The organism is Peribacillus sp. FSL R5-0717, from assembly GCF_038002945.1.
Taxonomy (GTDB): Bacteria; Bacillota; Bacilli; order Bacillales; family DSM-1321; genus Peribacillus; species Peribacillus frigoritolerans.
In genome coordinates, this window is the sequence record NZ_JBBOOF010000001.1 from 1,097,900 (window position 1) to 1,116,611 (window position 18,712).

The following is an 18,712-nucleotide window of genomic DNA, read 5'->3' on the forward strand; positions in this document are numbered from 1 at the left end:
GCAATAATTTTTGACGAGAAAAATGATTTTTTTGTAGAAAATTGCTACAAATACCTGTTTTTTGGGAGGGAAGGACCATGAAAGCTGACGGTCATGTGCACACTCCGTTTTGCCCACACGGCTCTACGGATAAATTCGATGAATATATTACGCGGGGAATCGAGCTAGGATTAAAGGAAATCACATTTACGGAACATGCTCCATTGCCACGAAATTTTCAAGATCCTACGCCTGAAAAAGACAGCGGGATGGACGCTGCCCTGCTCCTGGATTACTTTCAAGAGCTCCGCGTACTGAAAGAACGCCATAAAGACAAAATCCTGATCAAAACAGGTCTGGAGGTTGACTTTATAGAGGGGTATGAAAAAGAAACAAAAGAATTCCTCGACGAAATCGGAGAATTCCTTGATGATAGTATACTTTCCGTTCACTTCATCAAGCATCAAAACAGCTGGCATTGCATCGATTTCAGCCAAAATGGGTTTGCTGAGATTGCCAATGAACTAGGTTCAGTGGAATCGGTGTATGCCAAATATTACGATACACTGGAAAAATCAATAGAAACTGATTTAGGCATTTATAAACCAAAACGGATCGGGCACATTACGCTTGTCCATAAATTCCAGCATCGATATCCGCCGGCATCAAGTTTTGACGAGCGGGTTTACAAGGTTCTCGAAATGATCAAGGATCAAAGGTATGAACTGGATTATAATGGAGCTGGGCTTGTAAAGCCGCTATGCGGTGAACCCTACCCTCCTGAACGATTTGCAAAGCGTGCTTTAGAACTCGGCATTCCGCTCATTTATGGTTCCGATGCCCATCAGGCTAAAGATTTGGGTCAGGGCCATCAGGCACTGATTGCAGGGTATAATGGGTAACTCATGTTTTCACCTCAGCCCCGGCCAGCTAACAGCGGCTGCAGGTCTTCGGCAATGAAAAGGGTATCTTGCAGAAAACGCCCGACTTCATTGGCATAAATATTCGTGTAATACGCTTCCTGCGGGAATACATGAAGCACATCCATCGCATAATGGGTATGCAGGACAGGGGCCGTCAATAATCCCTTCAACTGCAGCATATACATGGGAACGGAGACCTGCTGGAAACTCCTGCTCTTGATTCCTTGTTCCAATATATATTGAAAATAAGACTTTTCCTTTGTAAAATAAGTCGAATGAATTTCACGGTTTAAATTGGAATCGAGTGAAGATTCCCCATATATGAATCTTGCAGCAAGGAAGTTTTCCCTCTGGAAAGCGAGAATATCCTTTACAAGGTTCATCAAGCAATGCTGCGGGCCTTTAAGTTCAAGCAGCGTCATGTTCGTCTCAAGGACCAGGATATATTCTTCTAAATAGGAAGTGAAACAGAATTCCAGCAATCCCTGCTTATTCTTGAAATAGTAGGCAATATTGGCAGCGTTCACTTTCGCTTTATTCGCAATATCCCGTATGGATGTAGCATGATAGCCTTTTAAATGAAATAGATGCAATGCAGCATCCACAATGGCTTGTTTCGTTGGCGTCTGGCGATTCATTCAGGCAATCCCTCGCTTTCTTTGAGACAAGTCTTATGGACTACTTCTTCACGAAAGAGCCTGAATCCTTTAGTAAGTTCTCGACAATTTCCCAACAATGGAGCATCATGATTAGAAAGTGCTGTAAAAATATGAGGAAGACAGGTGAACGCTTTTGTTTAATGTCGAAATGTATCAAGGAAAAAAAGAAAAAAACTATGAACTGGTCCAAAAACAACTACTTGCCTTAATCGAAGATGAAACGAACAGGATAGCCAATTTAAGCAATGCGGCAGCTTTACTTAATCAGTTTCTCGATGAGATTAACTGGGTTGGCTTTTATTTATATGAAGAAGACCAATTAATACTGGGACCCTTCCAGGGGCTTCCGGCCTGTGTCCGCATTCCAATGGGCAAGGGCGTATGCGGGACTTCAGCGGCAACTGAAAAAACCCTGCGCATTGAGGATGTCCACCAATTCCCTGGACATATCGCCTGCGATGCGGCATCAAGATCTGAAATTGTCATCCCGCTCATGAAGGATGGCAAATTGCTTGGTGTCCTCGATATCGACAGCCCGATAACGGACCGTTTTGACGAAATGGATCAGCAAGGACTGGAGAAGTTCGCTGAAATCCTTTCCAATCATCTATAAAAATTAAAGGGAGCGGCAACCCATGCCTGCTCCCTTTTCCATTTCAGTACCCAGGTACAAACCCTTTCCTGAACCCTTCTCAATATATAACTTCCCACCGGCCCTTTTGGCAAGGGCTTCCAAGTAATCCCGGAAACCATCCCTATTGTTGTTTTCATTATCTCATTATTAAATTGAATTTTTCCTGCCGCCATTCTCTATTCTATAATTATCACAACTGTCCTTGACTCATTGAGCAGAATATTATACAATACTCTTTGTGTAAAATATTGCAGCCTATGTGATAGCCTTTATGTTCTCATTTTGTTCCTCAATCCAGAGGTGTATCTCGTAACCCTCTGCTGCTAGGGCGAAGGTACATGAAAACAAAATGGTCATGATCGTACATTCACACGGTTTTTATTTTACCAAAATAAAAACATTTAAAGGAGGAGTCATCCTATGGCTCGTTATACTGGCCCAAGCTGGAAACTATCCCGTCGTTTAGGAATTTCCCTAACAGGTACTGGTAAAGAATTAGAAAAACGCCCTTATGCTCCAGGACAACATGGTCCTAACCAACGTAGAAAAATTTCTGAATACGGAATGCAACTACAAGAGAAACAAAAACTTCGTCACATGTACGGAATCACTGAGCGTCAATTCCGCACAATGTTCGACCGCGCTGGCAAACTTAAAGGTGTACATGGTGAAAACTTCATGATTCTTCTTGAATCACGTCTTGACAACCTAGTTTACCGTCTTGGTTTAGCTCGTACACGTCGTCAAGCACGTCAACTTGTTAACCACGGTCACATCACTGTAGACGGAAGCCGCGTAGACATTCCATCTTACAAAGTGTCTCTTGGACAAACAATCTCAGTTCGTGAAAAATCACGCAACTTCTCAATCATCAAAGAATCAGTTGAAGCAACTAACTTCGTTCCTGATTTCCTTACTTTCGATGCTGAGAAATTAGAAGGTACTTTCACTCGTTTACCAGAACGTTCTGAATTGCCTGCTGAAATTAACGAAGCTCTTATCGTTGAGTTCTACTCTCGTTAATAACTTCAAAAAACCCATCCTTGGATGGGTTTTTTTTTGCATCTAAACACCTTTGCAGAACAAAGCCCGGCTGGGATTCAGCCGGGCTTTGGACAATCATTTCACTAATGTGTATTTCTTCTTGCCGCGACGAACGAGGATGAACTCCCCTTCAATCTTGGCAGCTTCCGTCACTACATATTGCAGATCGGTCACTTTCTCCCCATTTATGGAAATTGCCCCGTTCTGAATATCTTCACGGGCTTGACGCTTTGATGGCGAAATTTTCGCTTCAACGATTAAATCGACCAAACCGATATCTTCCTTGCTTTCACGTTCGAAGCTAGGGACATCTTTAAAGCCCAATTTGATTTCTGCTGCACTTAAATTCTTCACCTCACCGCTGAATAGGGCGGCAGAGATTTTGATCGCTTGGTCAAGAGCTTCCTGACCATGAATCAAACGGGTCATTTCTTCCCCTAAAGCTTTTTGCGCTTTACGCAAATGCGGTTCGTTTTGTACGGATTGCTCTAACTCTTCAATCACCTCACGAGATAGGAATGTGAAGAATTTAAGGTATTTCACGACATCTGCATCTGCTGTATTGATCCAGAATTGGTAAAATTCATAAGGAGTCGTTTTTTCCGGGTCAAGCCATATCGCTCCGCCTTCCGTTTTACCGAATTTCGTTCCATCCGCTTTCGTTACGAGCGGGATTGTCATACCGAATGCTTTGGCATTCTCATCATTGGATTTCCTGATCATTTCAAGGCCGGTCGTAATGTTGCCCCATTGATCACTGCCGCCTATTTGCAATTTACAGTCGTAATTGCTGTATAAATGACCGAAATCAATTCCTTGTAAAATCGTGTACGCAAATTCAGTGAAGGAAATTCCCGTATCCAAGCGGGAAGCAACCGTATCTTTTGCCAGCATGTAGTTAATGCCGATGTATTTCCCGTAATCACGCAGGAACGTAACCATATCGATTTTGCCTATCCAGTCATAGTTATTGACCATGACCGCACCATTTTCACCGTCGAATTCAAAGATGTGGGATAGCTGCCCTTTTATGCAGTCTGCATTATAAAGCACTTTTTCCAGCGTTTGCAGCTGACGTTCCTCTTTTTTACCGCTAGGATCACCGATGAGTCCTGTCGCACCGCCTACCAGCACAAGGGGACGATGACCGTGCTGCTGGAAACGGCGCAATGTCAAGAATGGCAATAGATGACCGATGTGCATACTATCCGCAGTTGGATCGACACCACAGTATAAAGAAATTTTCTCTTTTTCCAAAAGGTTCTTAAAACCTTCTTCATCCGTTTGTTGATAAATAATTCCTCTCCACTCGAGGTCTTTAAGCAATTCCATTAAATATTCCTCCTCCATCTTAGAAAAAACCCGCAAAAAGCACACAAAAACGCCCCTTCATAAATATGAAGGGACGAATGAATTCGCGGTACCACCCAACTTGAGGACATAATACGCCCTCCGCTCAAGACGAATAACGGTCGTCAGCCGTTTCCTGCTACTAATCATTTCACAGCAAATGCTCCAGGAAGTAATTCATCATACCATTTGTACCGATTTCCACTAACCACCGGCTCTCTGAAACAGGGATAGTCTGACTACTGGGTCCTATCATCGCGATCATTTAATCATTTTATTGTTGTTAATAAACTTTTATCATACATAAGAATCCTTGTCAACATCACCCTACAGATTATAGAAAAATAAGAAAGATGCCCTTTCCCCTACCGGTTGTATGCTATAATATATGTGATTTCAGGGGGTATGATACGATGAATAATAATCAAAAAGATAGATTTCAAACAGTCTGGAAGCAGCTGACCCGTTTTTTCCAAAGTGAAAAAACACATAAGAACGCGCGGGTTACATACCAAGTCATTTGGAATTTAACACTGATCCTCATTATTGTCGGGATCCTAGGATTCTCATTCGCCGGCGGTGTCGGAGCCGGCTATTTCGCTGCCCTCGTCAATGATGAGCCAGTACGCTCAAAAGAAGATTTGAAAAAAGACATTTACAATTATGAAGAGACCTCTGAAGTATACTTTGCAGATGAAGTATACTTGGGCAAGCTTAAGAGTGACCTTGAGCGTGAGGAAGTGTCCATCGATAAAGTTTCCAAGCATCTTAAAAATGCAGTCATCGCTACAGAAGATGAGTATTTTTATGAGCATGACGGGGTTGTCCCGAAAGCCATCCTGCGTGCGATTTACCAGGAATTTTCGAATGCAACCGTCCAATCGGGAGGAAGTACATTAACACAGCAGCTCATTAAAAACCAGATCCTGACCAACGAAGTATCGTTTGAACGGAAAGCAAAAGAAATTCTTCTTGCGCTCCGGGTCGAAAAGTTCTTTGAAAAAGAAGAGATTTTGGAAACGTACTTAAACGTCTCCACTTTGGGACGAAACTCTTCAGGCCGTAACATCGCCGGGGTCGAGTCCGCCGCTGAAGGTATTTTTGGCGTGGAGGCCAAAGATCTGACACTGCCCCAATCAGCCTTTATCGCTGGATTGCCGCAAAGCCCTTTCGGATATACACCATATACCCAGAATGGAAAATTGAAGGAAAATCAAAAGCCCGGCATCAACCGGATGAAAACCGTTTTAAAGCGGATGTATAGTAACGGGTACATAACAAAAGAAGAATATGCTAAAGCAAACGCATACGACATTACTAAAGACTTTATCGGTAAAACGGAGATGCCATCCGAGAAATATCCATGGCTCACCTATGAAATCGAAAAACGCTCCATCGAAATCCTCTCTGTCAGTCTTGCAAAAGAAGATGGATATGAAGAGAAGGATTTAAAGAATGATGATTTAAAAGCTCAATATCTAGCACTTGCCGACCGTAAGCTGCGGCAAAATGGCTATAAGGTATATACGACCGTCAACAAAAAGATTTATGACAAGATGCAGGAAGTAACGAAAAACTATCCAAATTTCGGGTACGATAAACTGGCGCAAGTCCCCGACCCGGATACGAAGGAAATGAAGACCGTGAGCCAGCCCGTAGAGGCCGGAGCGATTCTTATCGAGAATAAAACAGGGAAAATCATCAGTTTCGTAGGCGGCCGCGATTTCAAGCGGGAACAGACGAACCACGCCACCGCATCATTGCGCTCTAACGGATCAACGATGAAGCCGCTGGTGATATATGGTCCAGGCATCGAGCTGGGCAAGATCTCGCCTGGCAGCGTATCGGCCAACGTGCCGATCTCCATTCCAACAGGCGGCAAACCGTGGAGTCCAGGAAACTATGGCGGCGGCAGCTATACGGGAGTATCGACTGCCCGCGAGGCCCTGAAGAATTCCTATAACATCCCGGCAGCGCTCTTTTACAAGAAAATCATAGACCTGAGCCCCGCTTCGTATTTGGAAAAAATGGGCTTCTCCACCGTTACGAAAGGGGATTACTCCAATCTTGCCGTGTCATTGGGTGCGATGGAAAAGGGTGTAACCGTTGAAGAAAACGTCAATGCATATGGCACTTTTGCCAATTCAGGAGAATTCATCGATGCTTATATGATCGATAAAATCGTTTCGAAGGATGGCAAAGTCATCTATCAGCATAAAGTGAAACCAGTGGATGTTTTCTCTCCGCAAGCCGCTTACCTGACGCTCGATATGATGCGTGATGTCGTAAACAGCGGGACGGCGGCCTCAGTCAGGAACCGCCTTGCCTTCTCAAGCGATTGGGCAGGTAAAACCGGTACTTCACAAAACTATTGGGATGCCTGGTTTGTAGCCAGCAACCCGAATGTATCGTTCGGGACATGGCTCGGTTATGACAAGCCGAAATCCTTGCAAGGGACTTATAATGGTCTTGAATATAATAAACGTAATTTGTATTATTGGGCAGATCTGATGAATGCCGCATATAAAGTCGACCCTAAACTCATCGACCCCGATAAGCGATTCGAAATGCCTGGCGGAATTGTCAGCCGTTCCTTCTGTGGCGTTTCAGGACTGCTGCCTTCAAGCTCATGCCAAAAGGCCGGGCTTGTCAAATCGGATTTATTCATCGCCAAGTATGCTCCATCCAGGGCGGATGATAGTTTCATAGATGGGCAATATGTATCAGTGGGCAGCAAACGCTACGCAGCCCTTCCGCAAACACCTGGCGAATTCAAAAGCGGCGGGTTCATGTTGAATCCAGATTCCTTTGCAGATATCGGGTTGAGATATGTCGTTGACCCGGGCTCCGTGATTCCCGGAGCCGAAAAATCAGGAAATGTCGTCGGGGCGACAGCGAAATTGAATGATAATGGCAAAGCACCAGATCCCCTATCCATAACGATCAGCAACGGTAAGATTACATGGGGCTTGCATCATGAAGGAGATGTCGTCGGTTATCGTGTCTATAAAGACGGCAAAAAAGTGGCGAGCATCAATGCTGGGGAGAATCTTGTTTACAAAGTCGGCTCTGGCGGATCTTATTACGTAACGGCCGTCGACATTGTCGGTAAAGAATCAGCCCCTTCCCAACATGTTGAAAGCGGCGCTAAAAAGACAAGTTCCAAAGAGGATTCCACGAAAAATAAAGATGATCGCGGAAAAGATAAAATAGTTAACGAAGTTAAAAAAACAGACTCAAAACAAGAGAACGGTCCAGACAAAAATACAGATAAACAACCGGAAAAAGATATACAACCAGAAAATGAAACGGAAACGGATAAAGAAAAAGATCCAGTTCAAGACAAAGATCAAAACAAAGAGATTACAGATAAAGAAATTCAAGGGAACGACAAAGATCAAGGCACAGTCAATGATCAAGAGCAAGAAACGGATAAAGCGGAAGATGAGGAAGAATGACACTCTTGAACTAAAACAGGCTGTCGGGTAACCCCGACAGCCTGTTTCCTTATAATCTCCCAAAAAGGCATCCATGAAAGTGACAATGGATGCCTTTTTCATTTTCAATAATCAGTATGACTCAGTTTCTCAATCCTCCATCGATGATAAATCACCGGTTGGTAAATCAAGTTCCCAAGCTTTCAAGACACGGCGCATGATTTTACCGCTTCTTGTTTTAGGAAGTTTATCCCTGAATTCAATTTCACGAGGTGCTGCATGTGCTGCTAAACCATGCTTCACAAATGTACGAATATCCTCAATCAACTCATCGTTCGCATCGTATCCATCACGAAGGGCGATAAACGCTTTGATAATCTCCCCCCGAACCGGATCCGGCTTACCGATGACCCCCGCTTCAGCTACAGCTGGATGCTCGACCAACTTGCTTTCCACTTCGAAAGGTCCGACCCTCTCCCCTGCCGTCATGATGACATCATCAACACGGCCTTGGAACCAGAAATAACCATCTTCATCCATGTATGCGGAATCTCCGGAAACATACCAATCACCTGGCATAAAGTAAGATTCATATTTCGCTTCATTCTTCCAGACGGTCTTCATCATCGAAGGCCAGCCTTTCTTGATGGCAAGGTTCCCCATTCTATGCGGCGGAAGCTCGTTGCCTTGATCATCCACTATTGCCGCTTTCACGCCAGGAATCGGTTTACCCATCGAACCCGGTTTGATTTCCAGGCAAGGATAATTGCAGATGACCTGAGCCCCGGTCTCCGTCATCCACCATGTATCATGGATCCGGTGATTGAATACCTTCATTCCCCAGCGCACCACTTCCGGGTTCAACGGTTCACCGACACTTAAAATATGGCGGAGAGTGCTTAAATCGAACCGCTTAACGATCTCGTCACCCGCGCCCATCAGCATCCTGAAGGCAGTCGGTGCACTATACCATACCGTGACACCAAAGTCCTCCAAGGTCTTGTACCAGGATTCAGGCTTGAAACGCCCGCCTACAATGACATTCGAGGTCCCTGTCAGCCAAGGTCCAAAAATCCCGTAAGACGTCCCTGTCACCCAACCAGGATCCGCTGTGCACCAATACACATCCTCATCCTGCAAATCAAGGACCCATCTTGCCGTTTGATAATGCTGGATCATCGCATTATGAACATGAAGCACCCCTTTTGGTTTTCCTGTGGAACCGGAGGTATAGTGAAGAATCAGACCGTCATTCCGATCGACCCATTCAATGTCGAATTTTTTGTCGGCTTCTTTTAATTTCTTATTGAAGTGATGGTACTTTCCTTCTTCTTTTATATTTTCCCCCACCAGGAAAATATGCTTTAAATGGGGTAATTCATCCACTGGCACGCGCGGCAAAAGTTCAGGTGTCGTCACAATCACACTTGCCTCACTATCTTCAAGACGATCCCTTATGGCGCCTTCCATGAAGGCTTCGAACAACGGCCCTACGACCGCTCCCGTTTTAATCGCACCCAACAATGCAAAATACAGCTCCGGGGAGCGAGGCATGAAAATGAAAACACGATCACCTTTTTCCACATTGGCAATGGTCTTGAATACATTGGCCGCTTGGTTCGTATAATCTTTCATTTCCTTGAATGTATACTTTTCATTTCTTTTATCGTCTTTGTAATAAAGGGCCACTTTATTCTTTTTGTATGTTTCGACATGGCGGTCAATGGCTTCATACGCAAGATTCACTTTACCGGTTTCAGACCAGGAGAATTCCTTTTCCGTCTCAGACCAGTCAAACTTATTGTATTTTTCATCATAATTCTTTAAATTAAAATTACCTTCCACTACTGGCAACGCTTTCACATTCATACGACAAACTCCCCCTTCATTCGGCTCTATATTTTTATTATAGTATAAGAATCGAATTATCTCAATTTTTAAAATATTGGACACTTCCATATTAGGGAAATCTCTTCTTGGTGAATGTTGAAAGTTACTGGTATATGGTCATGGTCAAGGTGCATCCATATGATAGCCGGGAAAGAAGGGGCACTGTAACAAAAGCGCCTTGAACTTTCTGAATTATGCCCCTTGTTTTCATGTATAATTTATGTAAGCTTTCCATTCGGTTTAAAAGCGATGCTTCGGAATGCGAGAGTGTAAGATTACTATATAACAAGGGTGGTGAAAGAATGGAATATAGTAAGACCTTTTACACTAAGGAACTGCAGACATTAAGCGGAACGCTCATCATCGAGGGACCGTTAAGCGGAGAAAAAATGTCCGCTTATGAGTTTCATGAAGACTTGGTCGCCTTTCGCCCCCCTGCCTTGCAGCATAAAGCGTTAATAGAGATAGCAGACTTGCCTGAGGGCAGGATCTTCATCGCCCGTGAAAATGAAACAATCGTGGGGTATGTAACTTACTTATATCCCGATCCCTTGGAGCGCTGGTCGGAAATCAAGATGGAGGACCTGATTGAGCTTGGTGCAATCGAGGTCATCCCTAAATACCGGGGTGCCTCGGTCGGGAAGAACCTGATCCGCCTTTCGATGGAAGACGATTCGGTTGAAGACTTCATCATCATCACCACTGAATACTATTGGCATTGGGATTTGAAAGGGACAGGGCTGAATATTTGGGACTATCGCAAGGTCATGGAAAAAATGATGAGTGCGGGTGGCCTGGTCTACTTTGCAACAGATGATCCTGAAATCAGTTCCCACCCGGCCAACTGCCTGATGGCCCGAATTGGCAAAAGAGTCCCGCCGGAATCCATCCAGAAGTTCGACCAATTGCGTTTTATGAATCGGTTTATGTATTAAAGAGGAGAGGAAGAGGAGGAAGGAAAATGATTGTTGAAACAATAATGAATGAGGATATCATCACCCTCACTCCAACGGATACCATCCATAGCGCTGTCTTGATCATTAGGGAGAAACGAATTCGCCATATCCCCATTGTCGATGACAGCTTTCAACTTGTGGGATTGGTCAGCGACCGTGATATTCGGGATGCTGCCCCTTCTATTTTCCGTACCGAAGAATACAAAAATGATTTACAAAAACCATTATCAAGCATCATGAAAACGGAAATAATCACGGGGCACCCGCTTGATTTCGTGGAAGAAATCGGGGCTGTTTTTTGTGATAACAATATCAGCTGCCTTCCAATTTTAAAGGGCAGGAAGTTAGTGGGCATCATAACCGGTACTGATTTACTTCATTCATACGTTGAGTTGACAGGAGTCAATCAGCCCGGTTCCCAAATCGAAATCAGAATCCCGGATAAGGCAGGTTCCCTTCATGATATTGCCCATATTTTTAAAAGGCGCAATACGAATATCCTGAGCACCCTTGTTTATCCTGAAAAAAATGGAACCGATTATAAAATTCTTGTAATTCGTGTACAGACGATGAATCCATTTATGGTGGTGGAGGATTTGAAGAAAGAAGGCTATACCGTTTTATGGCCTAGTCTACCGGGGATTTCACATGAATGATACATCCCTTTTCGTCTATTCGGATGAACTCCTTACCTACAAATTCAACGATGAGCATCCATTCAATCAAAAACGCCTTAAACTCACGCTTGATTTATTAAAAAAACACCATGCCATCAATGATGATCAAATTATCAAGCCCAGAATGGCTACAGATGCAGAATTGGAACTGATCCATGATCACCATTATGTAAACGCTGTCAGATTAGCAGGCCAGGGAAAGCTCCCCCCTGAAAAGGCAGTAAATTATGGACTGGGAACAGAGGATACCCCTATCTTCCCCAATATGCATGAAGCAAGCGCCTTGCTTGTAGGCGGTACCTTGACGGCTGTGGATGCCGTCATGACCGGTCAGTCCCTGCACGCACTTAATCTTGGCGGTGGCCTGCATCACGGTTTCCGCGGGAAAGCATCGGGCTTTTGCATTTACAATGATAGTTCGGTCGCGATTAAATACCTGCAAAAGAAATATGGTGCGCGTGTCTTATATGTCGATACCGATGCACATCATGGTGACGGAGTCCAATGGTCATTTTATGATGATCCTGATGTATGCACCTTATCCATTCATGAAACGGGGCGCTACTTATTTCCCGGCACCGGCACGATTAACGAGCGGGGCCAGGGAAAAGGCTACGGCTATTCATTCAACATCCCGGTCGATGCGTTCACTGAAGACGAATCCTGGCTCGAATGCTATAAGGCTTCCTTTAAAGAAGTCATTGAATTCTTCAAACCGGATGTCATATTAACGCAAAACGGAGCCGATTCCCATTATTACGATCCGCTCACCCATTTATCTGCGACCATGAAGATTTTTAGGGAAATACCAAAGTTGGCCCATGAAATGGCCCATAAGTATTGCGAAGGACGGTGGATTGCAGTAGGCGGCGGCGGATATGATATATGGCGCGTCGTCCCGAGGGCATGGGCGAGGGTCTGGCTTGAAATGACGAATAATGATATTTCAGGTCCCCTATCAAAGGAATGGCTCGATAGCTGGCAGCCTGAGTCCCCTGTTCCCCTACCGGCTGAATGGGATGACATGGAGGATATATACGAACCCATTCCGAGAAAGCCTGAAATTACCGAGAAGAATGCCCTGACGCTTGAAAAGGTCCTTTATCCCATCAGGTCTTCCAAGCAAACATCGAAAAGCAATGAACAAAGTTAACCAAAAGATCGTTGAAAAACGATCTTTTTTGTTCGGTCATCGTTTGAGAAACAAAAAGAGAGTGCCCTCGGGACACTCTCCAAACCAGTTCATTTCGTTGATTGACGGTTTTCAATCCGATGCGGCAGGATCACCTTTTCAAGACCTTCCTCCACTTGTTCTTTATTCATCAACTTTGTAAGAAGCCTCATCGCAACCGCACCAATATCATATAAAGGTTGAACGATCGTCGTGATTTGCGGACGCACCATCAATGTCAATCTCGTATTATCGAAGCTGATCACTTCAAAGTCTTCCGGCACATTATACCCCTTGTCCTGTGCGGCATGGACAATACCAAGCGCCATTTCATCAGCACCGGCGATGAATGCCGTCGGCCTGTCTTCAACTTCCAGGTACTTTTCAAAAGATTCAATTCCTGAATCATATGTATAATCACCTTCAACAATATACCTTTCATCAAATGAAAGACCAGCTTCTTTCAATCCTCGTTTATATCCAGTCAGTTTCATTTCATTAATCAGCGCGGAAGGGTTTCCGCTTACAAAAGCGATATGCTTGTGGCCTTTATTAGCAAAGAAGGTCACTGCGTCAAATGCCGCCGCCTCATAATCAATATTAACAGATGGAACTTGCCCGCTTTCATCTACCGAACCTGCCAGAACGATCGGAACCGGTGAATTCGTAAACTCTTTGACATGCTCATCAGAAATGTTGCCGCCCATGAATACGATGCCATCCACTTGTTTTCCAAGCATCGTATTCAGCAAATGGAATTCCTTATCTATATTCTCATCAGAACTGCTTAGAATGATATTGTATTTATACATGGTCGCTATATCTTCTATGCCCCGTGCCAATTCGGCAAAAAAGATGCTCGAGATATCCGGGATGATGACCCCGACAGTAGTCGTTTTCTTTGAGGCAAGTCCCCTTGCCACTGCATTCGGTCGGTACCCTAACTTTTCAATCACATCGGAAACTTTCTTCCTTGTTGCAGGCTTTACATTTGGATTCCCGTTAACTACGCGGGAAACGGTGGCCATGGAAACATTCGCCTCACGTGCCACATCATAAATGGTTATATTATTCATTCATCCATTCCTCCATTTCTTTCATTTTCCCCATAAAAGACCCGAATTATTTCGAAAAAAAATCTTTTATGCGTTTTTCTCTATAAGGAAGATTATTTTAGGAACGATCTGCCTAACAAAAAACAGTCCTACTCTCTTCTCAGTCAAATATTCAATACCCTATTCAAGTATAAAATTCACATAGATATCACTTTATGTATGACTCAATCTTCCGAACAGTTCTCATTCTTGTTATTTATCATACGATAGTCGAATCTTTCCTGCAATCCAATAGTGCTTATTTCGAAGGTTTTTCTGTAAAAACTAGTATTTTACCATTAAAAAAAGCCCTTGCCAAGTTGGTAAGGGCCGTAAGTAGATCAATTCAAGACATTCTTAGCTTAAACAGTTACCCAGTTCAAGCGTTTAATTTCATCGTAGAATTCATCAAATTGTTTGAAGTCCATTTGCTGTGCAGAATCCGATAGGGCAACGGAAGGATCCGGATGCACTTCAGCCATAACACCGTCAGCACCGATTGCAAGAGCCGCTTTAGCCGTAGGAAGCAATAGATCGCGACGTCCAGTTGAATGCGTTACATCAACCATTACCGGTAAATGTGTTTCTTGTTTTAAGATCGGTACAGCAGAGATATCAAGTGTATTTCTTGTTGCTTTTTCGTAAGTGCGGATACCGCGTTCACAAAGGATGATGTTGCCATTGCCCTGCGACATGATGTATTCCGCTGCATGAATGAACTCTTCAATCGTTGCAGCCAATCCGCGTTTTAACAGAACTGGTTTATTTACTGCACCTGCCGCTTTTAGCAAGTCGAAATTCTGCATGTTCCGCGCCCCGATTTGGATGACATCGATATGATCGATCGCCGCTTCAATATCATTGGCACTCACGATTTCACTGATGACAGCCAAGCCGTATTCATCAGCAACGCGTTTAAGTATTTGTAAACCTTCCAAACCAAGCCCTTGGAAGTCATATGGAGATGTACGTGGCTTAAAGGCACCGCCGCGCATCAATTTCAAACCTTTAGCTTTAATGACTTCCGCCACCGCAGCTGTCTGCTCATAAGATTCAACGGCACATGGTCCGAAAACGAAGCTAGGGATCCCGTTACCTACCAATTCACCCTTGATGTCGATGATCGTGTCTTCAGCTTTTTGTTTTCTTGATACAAGAAGCGTCTTCTTCTGATCATCCTTTTGCAGCTCCAAGCCCAATTTAAAGATTTCTTTGAAAATATGTTTAATCGAACCAAGATCAAGCGGTCCTTGATTATTGGCTTCGATAAGATCCAGCATTGTTCTTTCACGGACCGGATCGTAACGGTTTACACCTTGTTTTTCTTTAACGCGACCAATTTCCTGTACAAGTTCAGCACGTTGATTAATAAGATGTAATAACTGAAGGTTCACATCATCCAGTTGATTACGAAGTCCATCAAGCTCTTTGTTGCTCATTACAAATCCATCCCTTCGTTTTTTAAAATAGAAATCGGTTCAGCGGATTCAAACTAAAAAAATCCCATCCGGATCCTCGAACATCCACCCCGATTGTTTTATCAATGAAAAATTTAGAATATTTCATGTATGATTAAATCAATTATAAATGAAGTGTCCATAAATGTCACTATATTTTTCTTTAATAATTAAACGCTTTTAAGCATTAAAGTTATAAATACTTAAAACTAGGTGCCGCTCATACCAGAAAAACGATTACACAGAATATTGAAACATGATCCGTTGTAGGAATTATATTGGAAATAGAACAGGAAAGCTATCATTTAATTGATCATTTTTCACAAGAACATAGAAAAGTTTAAATCTTCTGCCACTTGTCCGAAGCCGAGAAATGTTTAAAGAGTCTTTACGGAAGGGCCTCCCTAGAAAAGGTTTCCCCAGGATTAACATCCTTAGGCCCGCCAATCAATGGAATAATAAAAGGCCGGACCCCTTACCAAAGGGATCCGGCCTTCCATTCATTCTGTAATGGCCTTACTCAATGAATCATATGTAATCCGCCAATGAGATTCATTCCACACAGGTTTTCCACCTTTAAAAAGGATGGCCTGAGGTGATTGATGTTTGACATCAAAGGTTTCTGCCACATAATTGGATAGTGGCCGAGCTTCCTGGACGGCCAAATAGGCCGTTTTAAGTTGTTCGTTCCCTAAGATGTACCTCTCATATTGTTCAAATGCTTCAGCACTTACGGGGCATGTTACGCTATGCTTGAAAAGTAGGAATGTATCCTCTTTTAGAAGCTCATTGAATTGTTCTTCTGTTTCGATTTTGCTCATGACCATATAGCAGTCTCCTTTCCTTGTCATATAAATTTTACCATCAAAAAGGCGATGAAGCCATCGAAGCACTTCACCGCCTTATTCTTCGTCCCTTAATGCCTCTTCATTCCCATTAAAGGAATCCAGGGAGTTTAATTCTTTAGTTTACTTTCCGTTTCATCAAATGCCTTTTTCGCTTCATCAAGTTTTAATTTTGCCGCATTCTTGTTTCCGCTTGTAGGATCTGCAGGATTATTTTCCGAATCATTGCTGTTAGCAAAGTTCGTTTCGACGGATACGATAGGTGCATCGGTAGTTCCGGTTACATCAATATCCTTATTGCTTGAATTCGTTGTATCATCCGCAGCGTCGCCGTTTTCTTTTCCTGTTTTCAGGCTCTTCACTTTGTTGACGATATTCGAAGATTTATTGGAAACGATTTCCGTGACGGAGTTTGTTTTTTCTTTTGCAGTATCAGCAAGGACTGTACCTTTTTCCATCGCCGTTTGTCTTAATCTTTCTGTTTTCTCGGAAATGTTTCTAGCTTGTTCATTGAAGTCATTCCTTAATTCCTTGCCTGTTTTCGGAGCCATGAACAAAGCTGTAGCCGCTCCGATCATCCCGCCGATCAAGGCGCCAATCATAAAGTCCTTAGAATTGATCGAGTCGCGTTCGTCCTCATATGATTTCTGATAGTCCTTTGTCGGAAATTCTTTTTGAGTCATAATACATTCCCCTTTCAATTTTCAGTTCATTTTTATTTAACTAGATTTTATGATCTAGAACGTAAAAACCTTTTTTTAGGTAAGTTATCTGTTTCCAGCGCTTCCCTTTCTAACTCTGCCCTTTCAGTCGGGGTCGGGGCTGCCTGTTTGCTTCTGGACTTCCATTTGTCCCTGATCTCCATGGCTACATTGCTCCATTGTACAATTTGTGAGATTCTTTCTTGATTATTATCAATCTCAGCCTGCACTTTATGGGAAACCTTTTGGATGGAAGAATTAAAGCTGGAGATGGATGTACCTACATCCTTCACCGCATCCACCACCGTATTCAGGTTTTCTGACTTTTGCTGCAAATCTTCAGCCAACGTATTCGTTTTATGTAATAACTGAGTAGTTTCGAGCGTTATGCCCTGCATTTGGCTCTCTAGTCCTGTCAGCGTCCGGGCCACACTGTCCAGGGTAGTTTGAAGTGATGTCAGTACCTTCGTTAGAAAAATAACGAGTACCAAAAAAGCTATCGCTGCAACAGCAGCACTTACGTATAAAATAATCTCCATTGGAACACCTCCGAAAAAAATCGACTTATTTAATAGCTGTTAGATATTAATTACCCCTTCCCTATTATTATAAACTTATTTATTTTTTCAATATACCCTATCAAACCCTAATCTGGAAATATTGTTGTCTGCATCCAGTTCCTCCGTGAAATTCATGGGTGACACTTATGGCAGGAAATCGGGTATGATAGAAAAGATAAGTCGAATTTAAACAATGGAGGTATTTTTTATGAAAGATCCCAGAATTGGTACATTGGCCAAAAACTTAATCAATTATTCCGTGAAGCTTCAAAAAGGTGAAAAAATCTTGATCGAAAACTTTGGATTGCAGCGTGAACTTGTTAACGCACTTGTGAATGAAGCCTATGCAGCAGGTGGTTACCCATTCGTCCTGTTAAAGGATCACCAAGTGGATCGTGCCTTGCTGATGGGTGCCAAAGAAGAACAGTACAAGATGATGGGTGAGTTTGAAGCAAACGTAATGAAGCAGATGGATGCTTATATCGGGCTTCGTGCCGGGGATAATATCAATGAACAATCCGATGTCCCTTCAGAGAAGATGGCGATTCATGGACAGACAGTCGGTAAAGTACATAGAAATATCCGCGTGCCAAAAACAAAATGGGTCGTACTTCGCTACCCGACAAATTCCATGGCCCAATTAGCCAAAATGAGCACAGAAGCATTCGAAGACTTTTATTTCGAAGTCTGCAACCTCGACTATGGCAAAATGAGCGCAGCAATGGACAACCTTGTTGAATTGATGGATAAAACGGATAAGGTCCGCTTAACTGGGCCCGGTACGGATCTAACCTTCTCCATCAAAGACATTAAAGCCATCAAATGTGCGGGTGAGCTGAACATTCCTGACGGTGAAGTATATACGGCTCCAGTTAAAGATTCCATCAATGGAGTGATTTCGTATAATACTCCTTCCCCATATCAGGGTTTTACTTTTGAAAACGTGAAGTTGACATTCAAGGATGGAAAAATCGTTGAAGCGGTTGCGAATGATACGGAACGCATCAACAAAATTTTTGATACTGATGAAGGCGCACGATATGTCGGTGAATTTGCAATTGGTGTAAATCCTTATATTCTACATCCGATGCAAGATATCCTCTTTGATGAAAAAATTGATGGAAGTTTTCATTTCACTCCAGGACAATGCTATGATGATGCCTTTAACGGAAACCATTCAGACATTCACTGGGACCTGGTCAATATCCAGCGGCCTGAATATGGCGGCGGGGAAATCCATTTTGATGACGTCTTGATACGTAAGGACGGACGCTTCGTTTTACCGGAACTGGAAAATTTAAATCCGGAAAATTTAAAATAACCCAATAAAAAAAA

16 protein-coding genes and 1 other annotated feature are annotated in these 18,712 nt (G+C 43.2%); of the genes, 8 read left to right on the forward strand and 8 right to left on the reverse strand.

The window, feature by feature from the left end; translation table 11 throughout:
• Positions 1-77: 77 nt before the first annotated feature.
• Positions 78-881, forward strand: coding sequence for a histidinol-phosphatase HisJ (hisJ, locus tag NYE65_RS05320; RefSeq protein ID WP_328176324.1), 804 nt, complete (start codon positions 78-80; stop codon positions 879-881).
• A 14-nt stretch (positions 882-895) separates the two neighbouring features.
• Here hisJ and refZ read toward each other — a convergent pair whose 3' ends face one another.
• Complete coding sequence (refZ, locus tag NYE65_RS05325; RefSeq protein WP_034309217.1) at positions 896-1,540, reverse strand: forespore capture DNA-binding protein RefZ; 645 nt, start codon at positions 1,538-1,540, stop codon at positions 896-898.
• Between the two features lie 154 nt (positions 1,541-1,694).
• On the opposite strand from refZ, the gene NYE65_RS05330 reads away from it, so the two are divergent.
• Positions 1,695-2,174 (forward strand): GAF domain-containing protein, encoded by a 480-nt coding sequence (locus tag NYE65_RS05330; protein WP_034309218.1) that lies wholly within the window; start codon positions 1,695-1,697, stop codon positions 2,172-2,174.
• Positions 2,175-2,615: 441 nt separating this feature from the next.
• Positions 2,616-3,218 (forward strand): 30S ribosomal protein S4, encoded by a 603-nt coding sequence (gene rpsD, locus NYE65_RS05335; protein WP_034309220.1) that lies wholly within the window; start codon positions 2,616-2,618, stop codon positions 3,216-3,218.
• A 96-nt stretch (positions 3,219-3,314) separates the two neighbouring features.
• Here rpsD and tyrS read toward each other — a convergent pair whose 3' ends face one another.
• Positions 3,315-4,571 (reverse strand): tyrosine--tRNA ligase, encoded by a 1,257-nt coding sequence (tyrS, locus tag NYE65_RS05340; RefSeq protein ID WP_034309231.1) that lies wholly within the window; start codon positions 4,569-4,571, stop codon positions 3,315-3,317.
• 66 nt (positions 4,572-4,637) lie between these two features.
• Positions 4,638-4,854: a binding site (T-box leader), on the reverse strand.
• 148 nt (positions 4,855-5,002) lie between these two features.
• On the opposite strand from tyrS, the gene NYE65_RS05345 reads away from it, so the two are divergent.
• The gene (locus tag NYE65_RS05345) at positions 5,003-8,047 is read left to right on the forward strand and encodes a transglycosylase domain-containing protein (RefSeq protein ID WP_328176326.1); all 3,045 of its coding nucleotides are present in this window, start codon (positions 5,003-5,005) and stop codon (positions 8,045-8,047) included.
• A gap of 129 nt (positions 8,048-8,176) precedes the next feature.
• Here the strand turns inward: NYE65_RS05345 and acsA are convergent, their stop codons facing one another.
• Entirely contained in the window at positions 8,177-9,895 is a 1,719-nt protein-coding gene (acsA, locus tag NYE65_RS05350; RefSeq protein ID WP_340859983.1) for an acetate--CoA ligase, read from the reverse strand.
• A 323-nt stretch (positions 9,896-10,218) separates the two neighbouring features.
• On the opposite strand from acsA, the gene NYE65_RS05355 reads away from it, so the two are divergent.
• From NYE65_RS05355 to NYE65_RS05365, 3 genes are read left to right on the forward strand one after another with little or no spacing between them, the layout of a single operon-like run.
• Positions 10,219-10,851, forward strand: a complete 633-nt coding sequence (locus tag NYE65_RS05355) for a GNAT family N-acetyltransferase (RefSeq protein WP_034309235.1) — start codon at positions 10,219-10,221, stop codon at positions 10,849-10,851.
• Positions 10,852-10,877: 26 nt separating this feature from the next.
• A complete protein-coding gene (locus NYE65_RS05360; RefSeq protein WP_340859984.1) occupies positions 10,878-11,528 on the forward strand; it encodes an acetoin utilization AcuB family protein in 651 nt (216 codons plus the stop codon).
• Entirely contained in the window at positions 11,521-12,702 is a 1,182-nt protein-coding gene (locus NYE65_RS05365; RefSeq protein WP_340859985.1) for an acetoin utilization protein AcuC, read from the forward strand. The genes NYE65_RS05360 and NYE65_RS05365 overlap by 8 nt, the downstream gene beginning before the upstream one ends.
• 89 nt (positions 12,703-12,791) lie before the next feature.
• On the opposite strand, the gene ccpA is transcribed toward NYE65_RS05365, so the two are convergent.
• The 5 genes from ccpA to NYE65_RS05390 form a co-directional block, all read right to left on the reverse strand.
• Positions 12,792-13,796, reverse strand: a complete 1,005-nt coding sequence (gene ccpA / locus NYE65_RS05370) for a catabolite control protein A (protein WP_048682265.1) — start codon at positions 13,794-13,796, stop codon at positions 12,792-12,794.
• A gap of 380 nt (positions 13,797-14,176) precedes the next feature.
• The gene (locus NYE65_RS05375) at positions 14,177-15,253 is read right to left on the reverse strand and encodes a bifunctional 3-deoxy-7-phosphoheptulonate synthase/chorismate mutase (protein ID WP_034309244.1); all 1,077 of its coding nucleotides are present in this window, start codon (positions 15,251-15,253) and stop codon (positions 14,177-14,179) included.
• A 518-nt stretch (positions 15,254-15,771) separates the two neighbouring features.
• The gene (ytxJ, locus tag NYE65_RS05380; RefSeq protein WP_057276733.1) at positions 15,772-16,098 is read right to left on the reverse strand and encodes a bacillithiol system redox-active protein YtxJ; all 327 of its coding nucleotides are present in this window, start codon (positions 16,096-16,098) and stop codon (positions 15,772-15,774) included.
• Positions 16,099-16,226: 128 nt separating this feature from the next.
• Complete coding sequence (locus tag NYE65_RS05385; protein WP_034309249.1) at positions 16,227-16,799, reverse strand: YtxH domain-containing protein; 573 nt, start codon at positions 16,797-16,799, stop codon at positions 16,227-16,229.
• Positions 16,800-16,846: 47 nt separating this feature from the next.
• Complete coding sequence (locus tag NYE65_RS05390; protein WP_034309251.1) at positions 16,847-17,356, reverse strand: DUF948 domain-containing protein; 510 nt, start codon at positions 17,354-17,356, stop codon at positions 16,847-16,849.
• A 229-nt stretch (positions 17,357-17,585) separates the two neighbouring features.
• On the opposite strand from NYE65_RS05390, the gene NYE65_RS05395 reads away from it, so the two are divergent.
• Complete coding sequence (locus NYE65_RS05395; RefSeq protein WP_057276734.1) at positions 17,586-18,698, forward strand: aminopeptidase; 1,113 nt, start codon at positions 17,586-17,588, stop codon at positions 18,696-18,698.
• Positions 18,699-18,712 lie beyond the last annotated feature (14 nt).